Annotated in this window: 12 protein-coding genes; 8 read left to right on the forward strand and 4 right to left on the reverse strand. The window is 56.6% G+C overall.

Annotated elements, in window-relative coordinates; all coding sequences use genetic code 11:
* Window positions 1–52: 52 nt before the first annotated feature.
* The 4 genes from BWI76_RS13860 (at window position 53) to BWI76_RS13875 (ending at window position 5,639) form a co-directional block, all read left to right on the forward strand.
* Entirely contained in the window at window positions 53–922 is an 870-nt protein-coding gene (locus tag BWI76_RS13860; protein ID WP_004138057.1) for an oxygenase MpaB family protein, read from the forward strand.
* Window positions 923–1,119: 197 nt separating this feature from the next.
* Window positions 1,120–2,028: a cation diffusion facilitator family transporter gene (locus tag BWI76_RS13865; protein WP_004138056.1), complete on the forward strand. Its 909-nt coding sequence runs from the start codon at window positions 1,120–1,122 to the stop codon at window positions 2,026–2,028.
* 203 nt (window positions 2,029–2,231) lie between these two features.
* Window positions 2,232–3,149, forward strand: a complete 918-nt coding sequence (locus tag BWI76_RS13870; protein ID WP_004138054.1) for a bestrophin family protein — start codon at window positions 2,232–2,234, stop codon at window positions 3,147–3,149.
* 189 nt (window positions 3,150–3,338) lie between these two features.
* The gene (locus BWI76_RS13875) at window positions 3,339–5,639 is read left to right on the forward strand and encodes an FdhF/YdeP family oxidoreductase (RefSeq protein ID WP_049132190.1); all 2,301 of its coding nucleotides are present in this window, start codon (window positions 3,339–3,341) and stop codon (window positions 5,637–5,639) included.
* A 44-nt stretch (window positions 5,640–5,683) separates the two neighbouring features.
* Here the strand turns inward: BWI76_RS13875 and BWI76_RS13880 are convergent, their stop codons facing one another.
* Both BWI76_RS13880 and BWI76_RS13885 read right to left on the reverse strand, forming a co-directional pair.
* Window positions 5,684–6,301: a LysE family translocator gene (locus BWI76_RS13880; RefSeq protein WP_024358210.1), complete on the reverse strand. Its 618-nt coding sequence runs from the start codon at window positions 6,299–6,301 to the stop codon at window positions 5,684–5,686.
* An 85-nt stretch (window positions 6,302–6,386) separates the two neighbouring features.
* Window positions 6,387–7,199, reverse strand: a complete 813-nt coding sequence (locus BWI76_RS13885) for a helix-turn-helix transcriptional regulator (protein WP_064371757.1) — start codon at window positions 7,197–7,199, stop codon at window positions 6,387–6,389.
* Window positions 7,200–7,356: 157 nt separating this feature from the next.
* Here BWI76_RS13885 and BWI76_RS13890 point away from each other — a divergent pair, with 157 nt between their 5' ends.
* Window positions 7,357–8,262 carry a LysR family transcriptional regulator gene (locus tag BWI76_RS13890; protein ID WP_004138046.1) on the forward strand — a complete coding sequence of 302 codons (906 nt, stop codon included), beginning with the start codon at window positions 7,357–7,359 and terminating at the stop codon, window positions 8,260–8,262.
* Here BWI76_RS13890 and BWI76_RS13895 read toward each other — a convergent pair.
* Window positions 8,231–9,136 (reverse strand): LysR family transcriptional regulator, encoded by a 906-nt coding sequence (locus tag BWI76_RS13895; protein WP_024358208.1) that lies wholly within the window; start codon window positions 9,134–9,136, stop codon window positions 8,231–8,233. The two genes, BWI76_RS13890 and BWI76_RS13895, sit on opposite strands and share 32 nt — an antisense overlap.
* Before the next feature lie 104 nt (window positions 9,137–9,240).
* On the opposite strand from BWI76_RS13895, the gene BWI76_RS13900 reads away from it, so the two are divergent.
* Window positions 9,241–10,404 carry an MFS transporter gene (locus tag BWI76_RS13900; protein WP_004138042.1) on the forward strand — a complete coding sequence of 388 codons (1,164 nt, stop codon included), beginning with the start codon at window positions 9,241–9,243 and terminating at the stop codon, window positions 10,402–10,404.
* A gap of 17 nt (window positions 10,405–10,421) precedes the next feature.
* Here the strand turns inward: BWI76_RS13900 and BWI76_RS13905 are convergent, their stop codons facing one another.
* On the reverse strand, window positions 10,422–11,831 hold the full coding sequence (locus tag BWI76_RS13905; RefSeq protein ID WP_004138039.1) for an MFS transporter: 1,410 nt from the start codon (window positions 11,829–11,831) through the stop codon (window positions 10,422–10,424).
* A gap of 288 nt (window positions 11,832–12,119) precedes the next feature.
* On the opposite strand from BWI76_RS13905, the gene BWI76_RS13910 reads away from it, so the two are divergent.
* Complete coding sequence (locus BWI76_RS13910) at window positions 12,120–12,629, forward strand: anti-virulence regulator CigR family protein (RefSeq protein ID WP_004138037.1); 510 nt, start codon at window positions 12,120–12,122, stop codon at window positions 12,627–12,629.
* Window positions 12,630–13,043: 414 nt separating this feature from the next.
* A complete protein-coding gene (locus BWI76_RS13915) occupies window positions 13,044–13,739 on the forward strand; it encodes an MgtC family protein (RefSeq protein ID WP_004138035.1) in 696 nt (231 codons plus the stop codon).
* The last annotated feature ends 126 nt before the right edge of the window (window positions 13,740–13,865 follow it).

Genomic DNA, 13,865 nt, shown 5'->3' on the forward strand with positions numbered 1-13,865 from the left:
CGGCGTGAATTAATGCTATCTTTGCCGCTCACGGAAAAGAGCAGGTAGGGTAATGATCGGCATACGTAAAACCATTGAGGCTCAGGTTCTGGGATTAACCGGGATAGCGCTAAAAGAGATCGATTTTGAGCATCCCAAAGGGGAACCGGGGCTATTTGGCCCGCAATCGGCGATCTGGCAGGTTCACGGCGATTTTGCCTCCATGCTCTGCGGCGGCGTCAGCGCGCTGCTGTTACAGATGCTGCATCCTCTGGCGTTGGCGGGGGTCTGGGATCACTCAAACTTCCGTGAGGATATCTTCGGCCGCCTGCGCCGCACCAGCCAGTTTATTTCCGCCACCACCTTTGGTACCACCGCCGACGCCGAACGGCTGATCGCAAAAGTGCGGGGGATCCACCTGCGGGTCAGCGGCCGGGATAAAGACGGCACGCCGTATCAGGCCAGCGATCCGCACTTGCTGACCTGGGTCCACGTCGCTGAATGCAGCAGCTTTATGGCCTCGCATCTGCGCTATAAACGTACCGTGGTGAGCCCCGCCCGCCAGGAGCAGTATTATCAGGAAGCCGCCGAAATTGCCCGCCGCCTTGGCGCTCGGGATATCCCGGTGACGCCGCGGCAGGTTGCCGACTATCTGCAGGATATGCGCCCGGCGCTGCGCTGCGATGAGCGAACGCAGGAAGTGGCCGACGTACTGCTGTCGACCCGCCTGCCCGGTCGCCTGAGCCAGCCGGTTGGGCGAATGATGATGTGCGCCGGAATTGATCTGCTGCCGCCGTGGGCGCAGGAGATGCTCAATTTACCGATGAGCGCAACGCAGCGCCACAGCGCGCGGATAGCGGTGCACGGCGTCGCTCGCGTACTGCGCGCGTCGGTGCGCAACGGCGCTTATCACTGCGCCATGCGCCGGATGAATCAATTTTAATTATTCAGGCTGCGTTTTACCTGGGAATATAGCCATGGCTATTATTGTCATGGCTATATTTTTTAAAAACAAACTATTCTCATTTATATATTTAGCGATGGTAAAAATAATTAAATATTCTCTTAACGGCGGCGAATTATTCAGGAAAAATTAAGCCGAAGCGCGTACGTTATTTATTTTTTTACGGAGAAGCGAACATGAGCGGGATGACTGATGAGAATCGGCGTTCTCAGGTTGCGCGTAAAACGACGCTGGTCAGCGTGGTGGTCAACCTTTTTTTATCCAGCGCTCAGGTGCTGGCGGGCGTGTTTTGCGGATCGCAAGGACTCATTGCCGATGGTATCCATTCTCTTTCCGATTTAGTCGCCGATTTTGTCGTGCTGCTGGCGAATAAAAAAAGCCGCCAGCCTTCGGATGACGATCACCCCTACGGGCACTGGCGCTATGAAAACGGCGCTTCCCTGGCGATTGGCGCGCTGCTGTTACTGGTTGGCGCGGGGATGCTGTGGTCCGCCTGCGACAAGCTGTGGCATCCGGAGTCTATCCAGAATGTGCATATTACCGCGCTGTGGGTGGCGCTCGCCGCGCTGGTCGCCAAAGAGATTTTATTCCGTTATATGCTAAGGGCGGCTAAGCAAATCCACTCTTCAATGCTGATTGCCAACGCGTGGCACGCCCGCTCAGACGCCGCGTCTTCGGTAGTCGTTGCGGTCGGCATCATCGGTAATCTGGCCGGTTTCGCGTGGCTTGACCCGGTTGCCGCGCTGGTCGTCGGCGCGCTGGTCACCCGCATGGGCTATACCTTTTCGTCTGACGCCCTGCATGACTTAATGGATCGCTCAGTGGACCGCGATACCGAGCAGCAGATAACCGCCACCATTCTGGCGACGCCCGGCGTTGCGGCGCTGCATGACCTCAAAACCCGCCGTGCCGGAGATTTCATTCTGGTCGATGTGCACATTGAAGTACCGGGAAATTTATCGGTTGCGCAAGGGCACGATATTGCGCTGACGGCGCGCTCGCGAGTACTAAATAGCCATAACGTTATGCATATGATGATTCATATCGACCCTTGTCGCGCGGAAATAGCCGCAATGAATACGTAGTTTATTCCCCAGAAACCTAAAGGATTTTATTATTCTGCGGACAATATTGCCTGGCAAATAAAAAAGGACCATAATTCAGCGGCTATTCTTTCATCGCTGATTAATAGCAGGTTGACGCATTGTCGTGTTTTTAAACAATATAAAAAGCCAATCGGCTAATAGAAAATATCTATTGCCCGTGCGAAATTTCAGGAAGTAATACAATGATTATCCGGCCAGAACAACACTGGTTTCTTCGTCTGTTTGACTGGCACGGCTCGGTGCTGTCAAAAATCGTCTTTCGCCTGCTGCTTAATCTGCTGATGTCGATTATCGCCATCATCAGCTATCAATGGTACGAGCAACTGGGGATCCATCTTACCGTCGCGCCGTTTAGCCTGCTGGGGATTGCCATTGCCATTTTTCTCGGTTTTCGAAACAGCGCCGGGTACAACCGCTTTGTTGAAGCGCGCAATCTGTGGGGAACGGTACTGATTGCCCAGAGAACGCTGGTGCGCCAGCTGAAGAATATCCTGCCGATGGAAAGCGTATCCCATCAGCGGCTGGTGAGCTATCTGGTCGCGTTTAGCTGGAGCCTGAAGCATCAGCTGCGCAAGACGGACCCGAGCGCCGATTTAGCGCGTTTGCTGCCGCCGTCAGACGTGGCGGACATTCTCGCCAGCTCGATGCCCACCAATCGTATTCTGCTGCTGGCGGGGGATGAGCTGGGGCTTCTTCGCGCGGAGGGGAAGCTCAGCGATATCACCTTCAGCCTGATGGACAATAAGCTAGATGAGCTCGGTCATGCGCTGGGCGGCTGCGAGCGCCTCGCCAGCACGCCGGTCCCCTTTGCCTACACGCTTATTTTGCAGCGCACGGTTTACCTGTTCTGTACTCTGCTGCCGTTTGCCCTGGTCGGCGACCTGCACTATATGACGCCGTTCGTGTCGGTCTTTATCTCCTACACCTTTCTGTCATGGGATTCGCTGGCGGAAGAGCTGGAGGATCCGTTCGGTACCGCGGCCAATGATTTGCCGCTGAACGCGATGTGCAACACCATTGAGCGCAACCTGCTGGATATGACCGGGCAGCATCCCTTGCCAGCGAAACTTGAGCCGGATCGCTACTACAATCTGACCTAATTTGTATGTTTATTATTCGTTAAATAAGTTAAATCTAACGTGTGATAGATAACATTGATTATACAGCCCTGGCCCTGATTGTTATGCTTTCGTTAACAAAAACGCCCGTTACGCTGGCTGGTAGCGGGTGATAAGAATCACGCGGCGTTTCACCTGCTATCCGCCGCCGAAAGCGCATCAGGAGTGAACATGAGTAATAAAAGACGCGTCGTTCCCGGCGTCCATCCGTATGATGGCCCGGCGGGAGGCTGGGGTGCCTTAAAAGCCACCGCCATCGCCGTTCGTACGCAAATGGATGCGCTCGATGCCCCCGCGACGCTACTGCGAACCAATCAGCCGGATGGCTTTGATTGCCCCGGCTGCGCCTGGCCCGATAAAGAGCATAAATCCACGTTTCAGTTCTGCGAAAACGGCGCCAAAGCGGTGACCTGGGAGGCCACCAGCAAACGGGTCACGGCAGAGTTTCTGGCGGCGAACAGCGTCACGTCGCTGCTGGCCCGGAGCGATTTCGAGCTGGAAGGCTACGGGCGTTTAACCCAGCCTCTGGCCTACGATAAGGCCAGCGACACCCTGCGTCCGGTGTCATGGGAAGCGGCGTTTACCCGCATTGGCGAAGTTCTTCGCACCCTGCAGCCCAATGAAGTGGAGTTCTACACCTCCGGGCGCGCCTCTAATGAAGTGGCCTGGCTGTTCCAGCTGTTTGCCCGCGAATACGGTACCAATAACTTTCCTGACTGCTCCAATATGTGCCACGAGTCGACCAGCGTCGGCCTGCCGCAGTCGATCGGCATCGGTAAAGGGACCGTCTCGCTTGATGACTTTGACAAAACCGAGCTGGTTATCTCTATCGGCCACAATCCCGGCACCAACCATCCGCGCATGATGGGTACGCTGCACGAACTGGCGCGTCGGGGCGTGCCGATTATCGTCTTCAACCCGTTAAAAGAGCGGGCGCTGGAGCGATTCGCCGATCCGCAGAACGTCATTGAGATGGCGACCTACAGCTCAACCAACATTGCATCGACCTACTTCCAGGTCAAAGCGGGCGGCGACGCGGCGGCGCTTAAGGGTATCGCGAAGGCGCTGTTAAGGCTTGAGGAGGAGCAGGGCGAGGTGCTGGATCGGACCTTTATCGATGAGCATACCCTGGGCTTTGCCGACTTTGCGCGGGATGTCGACGCGACGCCGTGGCCGGATATCGAACGCGAGTCGGGCCTGACGCGCGGCGATCTTGAACGGGTGGCGGCGGCTTACGCTAAATCTCACGCCACGATTATCACTTACGGCATGGGCATCACCCAGCATAACAAGGGCACTTCCAACGTACGCCTGATAGCTGACCTGCTGCTAATGCGCGGGAATATTGGCAAGCCGGGAGCCGGGATCTGCCCGCTGCGCGGCCACTCCAACGTCCAGGGCAACCGTACCGTCGGCATCACCGAAAAACCGAGCGCCCAGTTTCTCGCCAACCTGCAGCGGGTGTGTGGTTTTACGCCGCCGCAGGAGCACGGCCATGATGCGGTAAAAGCGCTGCAGGCGATGATTGACGGTGAATCGAAAGCGCTCATCTGCCTTGGCGGTAACTTCGCGGTGGCCATGCCGGATAGCGAACGGGCTTTTCCGGCGATGCGGGGGCTGGATCTGAGCGTCCATATTGGCACTAAGCTTAACCGCTCGCATCTTCTGGTGGCGAAAGAGACCTTTATCCTGCCGTGCCTTGGGCGAACCGAACTCGATATTCAGGAGACCGGACGCCAGTCGGTCACCGTCGAAGACTCGATGTCGATGGTGCACGCGTCATCAGGCAAGCTGAAGCCCGGCTCGCCTGAGCTGCGTTCGGAACCGGCGATTGTCGCCGCAATGGCAACGGCGACGCTGCCGGAGAGCAAAATCGACTGGCAGTGGCTGGTCGCCGACTATGATCGGATCCGCGATCTGATTGAGCAGACCGTTCCCGGCTTTGACCAGTACAATCAGCGTATTCGCCATCCCGGCGGTTTTCGTATGCCGCTGCCGCCGACGGAGCGTATCTGGCCGACGCCGACCGGTAAAGCGATGTTCTCGGTTTTCCACGGCGTGCGCGAAAACCTACAGGTGGAAGGTAACGATGTGATGCGGCTGGTGACGCTGCGCAGCCACGATCAGTACAACACCACCATTTATGCCATGGACGATCGCTACCGCGGGGTGTTTGGCCGTCGCGACGTGCTGTTTATGAACGAGCAGGACATGGCGGAGCAGGGATTCGAGCATGGCGATCGGGTCGATATCAGCTCCGCGCTGCCGGGCCACCAGCAGCGGCTGGAAGATATCACGCTGGTCGCCTACAGCATCGCGCCGGGCACCGTTGCTGCCTACTACCCCGAAGCGAACGTGCTGGTCCCTCTGGATTATCTCGATAAAGAGAGCGGCACGCCGTCGTATAAATCGGCGCCCGTCCGTTTAACCCTGCGCTCGAAAGAGATCCGCCCGCTGGCGGGGCTGCGCTAAGCCGCCGTTTCGCCCACGGCGCGGATAGCGACGCGGGCGAACGGCTACCTTTGCGCCAGAATCAGCTTAATCCCCAGCCCGACAAAACCGGCGGCAAAGCTGACTCTCAGCCCCTGTAAAACCCTGGGGCGAGTCAGCACGTACCCGCGCATCGCCGCCGCAAAGGCGCCATAGAGCATAAAAACCAGCAGCGTCATCAGCATAAACATGGCGCTCAGGATCAGCATTTCCCGGACCGGCGAAGCCGAGCCGCGCTGCATAAACTGCGGCAGAAAGGCGAGAAAGAAGAGCGGCAGCTTGGGGTTAAGCAAATTGATCAGAATGGCGTGGCTGATGACCTGCCGCGGGTTGCGTTGCACGACGCCTTCCACGCTCAGGCTGCCGCGCTGGGTCAGCGTGGCCCAGGCGAGGTACAGCAGCCAGGCGACGCCGGCGTACTTCACCAGTTCGAATGCGCCGGGCGTGCTGTGGAGGATGGCCGCCAGCCCGGTTATCGCCGCCAGCATATGCGGAATAATGCCCAGGGTGCAGCCGAAGGCCGCGGCAAAACTCATTCGTCTGCCCGCCGCCAGACCGGTGGCAATGGTGTACAGCGTCCCGGTGCCGGGAGCGATAACCACAATAAGCGAAGTCAAAAGAAACTCAGGGCTGATGAGCGCCATGATGTTATTCCTGATGTTGTGAATCGAGGCCCTGAGTATTTCGCAAAGCCGCGCGCCGGTATTGAACAAAATTGCACAACATCGGCTAGCGACTCGCCTGAACGAGCGCCTGATAGCTGCCCGGCGTGACGGCAAACTGTTTTTGAAACGCGCGGGTCAGATGGCTCTGATCGGCAAAGCCGGCCATGAACGCGGTATCGGCGGGGGAGTAACCTTCCGCCAGCAGACGGCGAGCCAGGCGTACGCGGGCCTGTACCAGGTAGGCGTGCGGCGTAATGCCGGTTTCACGGGCGAAGCCGCGGATCAGCTGAAAGCGGCTGAGACCGCAGAGGGTAGCCAGCGCGTCGAGAGAGATTTTTTCTTCCGGGGCGTCGTCGAGATATTGCCTGGCCAGCGCAATGGCGGGAGTGCCGATTTTGGCGGGCTGCCTGGCGCAAAGATGATATTGGCTCACCTGCATCAGGCAGAGCAGCAGCGCCTCTTCCACGGCGGTATCGTCGGGCGCGCTGGCGACGATCTCGCGAAACAGCCGCTGCATTTGCCCGCGCAGCTGCGGGTCGTCGACGACCGGACGCAGGAGGATCTCTTCGGCCTTCATCTCTCCCTGCAGTTCGTCGACAACGCGCTCAGGATCGAGATAGACCATCCGCCAGCTGCGTGGGCCCTCCAGCGGGATACCGTCGTGCATCTCCCCTGGATTAACCATAATGATATTTCCGGCGGCGGCTTCAACTTTGCCCAGATGGCTCCACGAACGCTGCGCGCCCTGAGTGAAAATCCCGATGCCGAACCGATCGTGGGAATGGCGCGAAAAGCTCTGTTCCGTGACTAACGATATGGCTTCCAGCCCCGGCATGGCTATCCGGTGCTGCTGAACGTGATGAAGGCGAGTTTTCAACGGTTTCTCCTGCCGGGGCATAGCATGAGTGTAGCCTCAGGTGCGCGGGACGAGCAACGGTCGACCGGCGCTTGAATTTCATCAACGCTGAACATAACATTTAGCTAACATTTTGCCTGCGGCGCGGGCAGCAGATTGCGCAAACAGTGGATCATTAATGGATATCAAACAGCTTAAGTACCTGATTGCGCTCGACAGAACACGACATTTCGGCCAGGCCGCGGCGGCCTGCCATATCACCCAGCCTACGCTATCAATGCGGATCCGCAATCTTGAAGAAGAACTTAATCTGACTCTGATTCAGCGCGGGCAGCGGTTTGAAGGGTTTACCCCGGAAGGCGAGCGTATTCTGGCCTGGGCGCGAGCGCTGCTGGCGGCGCACGACGGGCTGGAGGCGGAGGCGGCTATCTGCCGCGGGCAGATGGTCGGCCAGCTCAGAGTGGGAATGGTGCCCTTAGCCAGCCTGAATCCGATGCAGCTGATCAAACCGCTGGCGGATAAATACCCGGAGTTGCAGTTCAGTCTGCTGTCCATGACCTCGGAACAGATTATCGACGGCGTCAGCCGCAACCAGCTGGATCTGGGGATCTGCTATCTGCATCACGTCGATAGCCAGCTGTTCAACGTGGTGTGGCTGCCGAACACCCGGATGGGTTTGCTGCACGATAAGCGCCATTTCCAGTTTGCTGACGCGATCCCCGGTTGGGAGACGCTGGCCTCGTTGCCGCTGGGCTTTTTGACCAAGGGCATGTACTACCGCGAATCGATTGAGATGAGCTTTAAGGCCAAGGGGCTGGCGCCAAAATACGTTTTCGAAAGCGACTCCACGTTTCAGATTATCCAGGCGGTGCAGGCCGGGATCTGCTGCGCGATTATGCCGCTGAACAACGGTCTGGAAGCGCTGAGCGATAATCTCGACATCAGACCAATCGCCGAGACGGAGGTCGACTCGACGCTGGCGCTGATCATGCGTAATAAAGAGCCGGTGTCGTCGCTGGCGGAAAAATGTTTTACCGATGCGCAGGTGATTTTTAGCGAACGTCGGCCATCTGCGACTGGATAAATTCAAGCCAGACGCGCGTTCTGGCGGGCATAAAGTGGCGCTCACGATAGAGGGCGGAGAGCTGTAACGGCGCCGGCGGCAGCTCCAGCGTGACTTCCTGGAGTTCACCGCGTTCGATAAACGGGCGGCAGGGTTTCTCCCCCAGAATCGCGAAGCCGACGCCGGCAAGCGCGGCGTGCAGGGCCATTTCGCCACTGTTGACGCGATAGTGGCCGTTGACGCTAACCTTTTTGAAGCTACCGTCCGCCGCGGCGAACTGCCAGGCTTGCCCCGCCAGGGCGCTAACGGTGGTAATACAGGGCAGCGTGGTTAATTGCTCGCTGTTTGTCGGCATACCCGTTCTGGCAATCAGCTGCGGAGAAGCGACCACGCAGCAGGGAAACGAAAAGAGCGGGCGCGCAATCACGCTGGCGTCTTCCATTTTGCCGCGGGTGATGATCACCGCAATATCCACATCCTCTTTTAACACCTCCGTGCCCGCCAGATTCGTGGTACAGCTCACGGTTATTTTCGGGTAGCGCAGGGCGAATTGCGCCATGAGCGGCGCAAACAGCGAGGGGCCAATCTCGTTCGGCAGGCACAGACGCAGCGGCCCTTCGGGTTCGGCCTGCTGCTGAGTCAGCTCGGCTTCCGTCGCGGCAAGTTGCTCCAGCAGCGGCCGCATACTGGCGAGCAGCGTCTGCCCGGCAGAGGTCAGCTTCATATGCCGGGTACTGCGCTGTATCAAACGCAGTTGAAGGCTCTCCTCAAGCTGTGAAATCTGTCGGCTTACGTTCGATGAGGGCATCTGCAGCGCTTTTGCTCCGGCGCTGAATGAGCCATTTTCCGCCACGGTGACGAAGACCCGCAGCGCGTTGAGATCCACTCTTTTCACTCTTGATTATCCCGATTTTGATAATTAACAACGCCACTTTTACCGGCTTATGCGCGGATTTACCAGCGGCTAGACTCTGCGCATTCCATTGTAAGGAGCTTTACATGCCCGGTTATCTGGTACGCGCAACGTTGATTATCGCTTTCGTTCAGTTCATCAACGCGCTTGAATATATGATTTTTAATCCCTTATTTACCTGGATGGCGCCGACGTTTCAGGTCCCGGTAAGCCAGGCGGGTTACGTCACCGGTATCTATACGCTGGCTTCAGTCATTTCGGGGATCGGCGTATGGCGATGGGTCGGTCAGCTTAAACCAAGGCGTTTCTTGCTCTGCAACATGGCCCTGTTGGGGGGATTAACGGCGATGACGCTAACCACCACCCGTTTTGACATATTGTTATTCTGGCGTTTCCTTGCCGGGGTGGTCGGCGGGACCACGATGGGCGTGGCCAGTAGTCTGCTGGTCAACATTATGCCGCCGCAGCTGCGCCCTCGGGCATTGGCCTCAACGATTGCCGCATTCTCGCTGGTCAGCATTGTCGGCATGCCGACGATGCTATTTCTCAGTGAAAAAATCGGCTGGCAGAGTGCCCCCGCGACGATCGGCGGACTCTGTATAATCGCTTTACCGCTGATAGTCCTTGCGCTGCCGGAACAGTCCATCGAGGCGAGCCCTCAGGCGGGCTTGCGATGGTCATCCTCGCTGCTGTTTCATGCCTCCGGCAACGCCCTCACGCAGTTCAGTCCAATGTTAATCATTCCGCTGTTGGTACCGCTACTTACGACTAAGCTGGGGGCCAGCGGCGACGAATTGCCGTGGCTCTTTTTCGCCGGCGGAGCGGCAGGGCTGTGCGCCACTAAATTGACCGGCAGGCTGTGTCAGCGTTATAGCGGCTACCGCATCAGCCTGCTGGGCAGTCTGCTGTTTATACTGAGCCTGAGCATTGCTTTTATCTTCAACCACGGCGGCGCACTGTTTATGCTGCTGTTTCTGGCTGCCGCCTACTGCCGCCTGGTGGCCTCATCGGCGGTGGCGATGCGTTTTCCAGCGGATAGCGCCAGGGCCGGATTTACGCTTTTACAGAATACCCTGATGTCATTAAGCACGGCGGCGGCCTTTCTGCTTTCGTCGTGGTTGCTCTCGGTTGACGGGGGCGGCGAACGGGCGATGCAGGGGATATTGCTGCTCTGCGCCCTGAGCGCATTGCCGCTGCCGTGGCTGCTGCGGGTTCAGGAGAAAAGATTAGCCACGCGCGCCGCCGGCTAACCCGGCGGCGGCTAGCGTCAAATATTCTCCAGGCTGATCCCGCGGGTTTTCGGACCAAAGATACCCACCGACAGCATCACCATCAGCATGCTGGCGACGATAAAGCTAATCACCCCTGGGGTTCCGGCGTATTGCAAAATAACGCCGATCAAAATGCTGGTGATCGCCGTTGACAGCCGGCTAAAGGAGTAGCAGAAGCCAACCGCCCGCGCGCGAATGTGGGTCGGGAAGACCTCCGCCTGGTAGGCGTGATAGCTAATGGTCAGCCAGGCGTTTGACCAGGTGATCATAAACCCGCAAATCACCAGCAGCACCGGACTGTTCTGTAGGGCAAACAGGGTGCCAAACACCACCGTCATCAGCGCCGAAAGCACAATTTGCCATTTATTTTCAAAACGATGGACGAAGCGGGTGCAGAACAGGCAGCCAATCGGATAGGCGAGGGTAATAAAGAACGCGTACAGCAGGCTGTGGGTAATGCTCGCCCCCTGACCGGAAAGCAGGGCGGGCAGCCAGTTGCCGAAGCCAAAGAAGCCAATGGCCTGGAAGAAGTTCATCACCATCAGCATGATCGTGCGTTTGCGGTACTGCGGCGCCCAGATCGCTTTAAAGCTTCCCAGCCTGCGGCGGTTATGTTGCGTCTCAATCCGGTGGCGCGGCGAGGGAGAAACGCCGCAGCGCTGTTCCATTTCGCACATCACCTTGTGGGCTTCCTCGTGGCGACCTTTTTCCTCCAGCCAGCGCGCCGACTCCGGCAGCTTCTTGCGGATAACCCAGATGATCAGCGAACAGAGCGCGCCGAAGATAATCACCCAGCGCCAGCCGGTCAGGCCGAAAAGGGCGATCGGCACCAGCATCCACGACATCAGCGCCACGGCGGGAACCGATAAAAACTGAATAAAGAAGGCGAAAGCAAAGGCTTTATTGCGCAGATGCGTCGGTACCCATTCGCTTAAATAAGTGTCGATCGTTACCAGCTCAATGCCGAGACCGACGCCCACCAGAAAGCGGCAGAAGATAACTCCTTCGGCGCTGCTTTGCAGGGCCATCATCAGCGAAAATACGCCATACCAGGCAAGGGCGAACATAAACGTCAGGCGGCGGCCCAGTTTATCCGCCAGCGGCGCAAGCAGGCTGGCGCCAATAAACAGCCCCATAAAGGTGGACGAGGCGAAGGCGGCCTGGTCGGAAATGCCGAAGATACCCTGTTCGCCGGTATGGAAAATATTCTCTGCCAGCAGCCCGGTGCTGATATAGCCGGTCTGAAAAAGATCGTACAGCTCGAAGAAGCCGCCCAGCGCCAGGAGGGTGATAAAAGACCACAGGCCAACGGAAGCGGGCAGCGCATCGATGCGGGCGGTCAGACTGGAGTGCGGATGTCCTGGGGAGGCGAACGCGGCGTCGCCCAGAACCTGGGTGGTAGACATATTGTTATTTTCCTCAGATAAAATGTTTGCCTGCTAATGTTATTTGATTGTTAATGGTTTTAAATTTTTAATCACATCGGTGAAATCGCATTTGCAGAATAAAATAGCGACAATGCTATCCGAGTAGAGTGGTATGCTGGTTTTAGCGCTTCATCCGCCCGCAGCCTGAAGGAATTCACCATCACACCGCTGAGTTTGATCTGGATTAAATTTAAGATAACGAGAGATTGTTGCGCTCTGGTTATTCACCTACATTCAAAGCGAGTACGACCACTCAGGAAAAAAATCATGTCCAGTAAGAAAGTCCTACAGGCAGCGCTGGCGGCGGCGCTTTCGCTGTCAATGATGGCAACGCCGGTCTTCGCCAATCCTGGCAACGGCAACGGCAACGGCGGCAGTAGCCATGGTAATAGCGGTAACCATGGCAACAACGGCAATAGCGGTAAAAACAACGCAGACAAGGGCAATCAGGGTCACAAACAGGGTAATCAGGGGCAGAGAAAAAATTACGGCCAACCCGATCATGTCTCTGCCGATATCAGCTTTTCCAGAGCGCGTTCGCTGGCGGTAAACTACGGTTTAACCGGCTACCAGTCGCTGCCGCCGGGAATCGCCAAAAACCTGGCTCGCGGCAAACCATTACCTCCGGGGATTGCCAAAAAAGCGGTTCCGGCATCGATGCTCAATGAACTGCCTTACTATCCAGGCTATGAATGGCGGGTGGTGGGTCAGGATTTAGTGCTGATCGCGCTAAGTACGGCGATCGTGACGTCGATAATTAATGGCGTTTTTGATTAGTGAATTAACCCCGGTTAGTGCCGGGGTTAGTTTTATCAGCACCGATTTAGCGCATTAAGGTCATTCTAAACAAATCGTCACTAAAGCGAGATTTTACCTTTACTCAAATAATTGAATGACTATAATGAGCACAAATTCATACAGGAGAAATATGTTGGACAGTCACCCTTACTTAAACATCAAGGCAAGCTGACGCTATTTTTTCTGCGCTGCTTGCCAACCGGCGGGCAGCAATCCTCCTGATCCAGACGATTGCATCCCATAAAAAATAACGCAGCCAGGCTGCGAGGATAATCGTCATGTTCCTGTTTAAAAATACATTATTCCCTCCACCGTCAACGCGACGTTAATCGCCTCTCCGGCGACAATTTGTCGTGTGCTTAATAAAGCACATAGTTAATTCTTCCAGCAAAAATGGAGGAAACTATGTTGATGTTTCCTTATATCGCAAATTTACTCGCCGCGATGCTGTTGGGCGCGCTGATTGGCGCCGAAAGACAGTGGCGGCAGCGGATGGCCGGCCTGCGCACTAATGCGCTGGTCGCCACCGGCGCGGCGGTGTTTATTCTCAGCTCCGTTGCCGCTTCCCCGGATAGCCCGGGCCGTATTGCGGCGCAGGTGGTCTCCGGGATTGGCTTCCTCGGCGCGGGCGTTATCATGCGCGAAGGCATGAACGTGCGCGGCCTTAATACCGCCGCCACGCTGTGGTGCTCGGCGGCGATTGGCGTCCTGTGCGGGTTAGGCCAGTTCTGGCAAGCCGCGGCGGCAACGCTGATCATCCTCTGCGCGAATATTTTACTGCGCGAAGCGGCGCAGCGAATTAATCATATTCCCGGCGCGACAGAAGAAGAGAAATGCTATGTCCTGAATATTATCTGTCATAGCGAACATGAAAACGCGATTCGTCAGCAACTACTCGCTATCAGCAAAGAGATGAGGCTCAGCCTGTTGGGGCTGGCATCCATAACCGCGCAAGAACAAGGGCATAAAGAAATTCGCATCGAGCTGGTCGGCAATGCCGATTATCGCAAGGCGCGAGACCTTATTATGGAAAAAATTGGCGGTCACGAAAATATTACGTCAGTCCGCTGGGCCATTGAGGGAAGTTAACCTTCGGGCAAGAGTTTGCATAAGGAGGGAATGATGAATGTTCCCAGGCAATTAAAGTAAGAAGCGTTTAATAGCGTAAAAATAAATTATGCATAAGCCAATTATGCAGGGATAACCACGTTTTTA

The sequence above is a fragment of the Klebsiella sp. M5al genome (genome assembly GCF_002090195.1).
Lineage (GTDB): Bacteria > Pseudomonadota > Gammaproteobacteria > Enterobacterales > Enterobacteriaceae > Klebsiella > Klebsiella grimontii.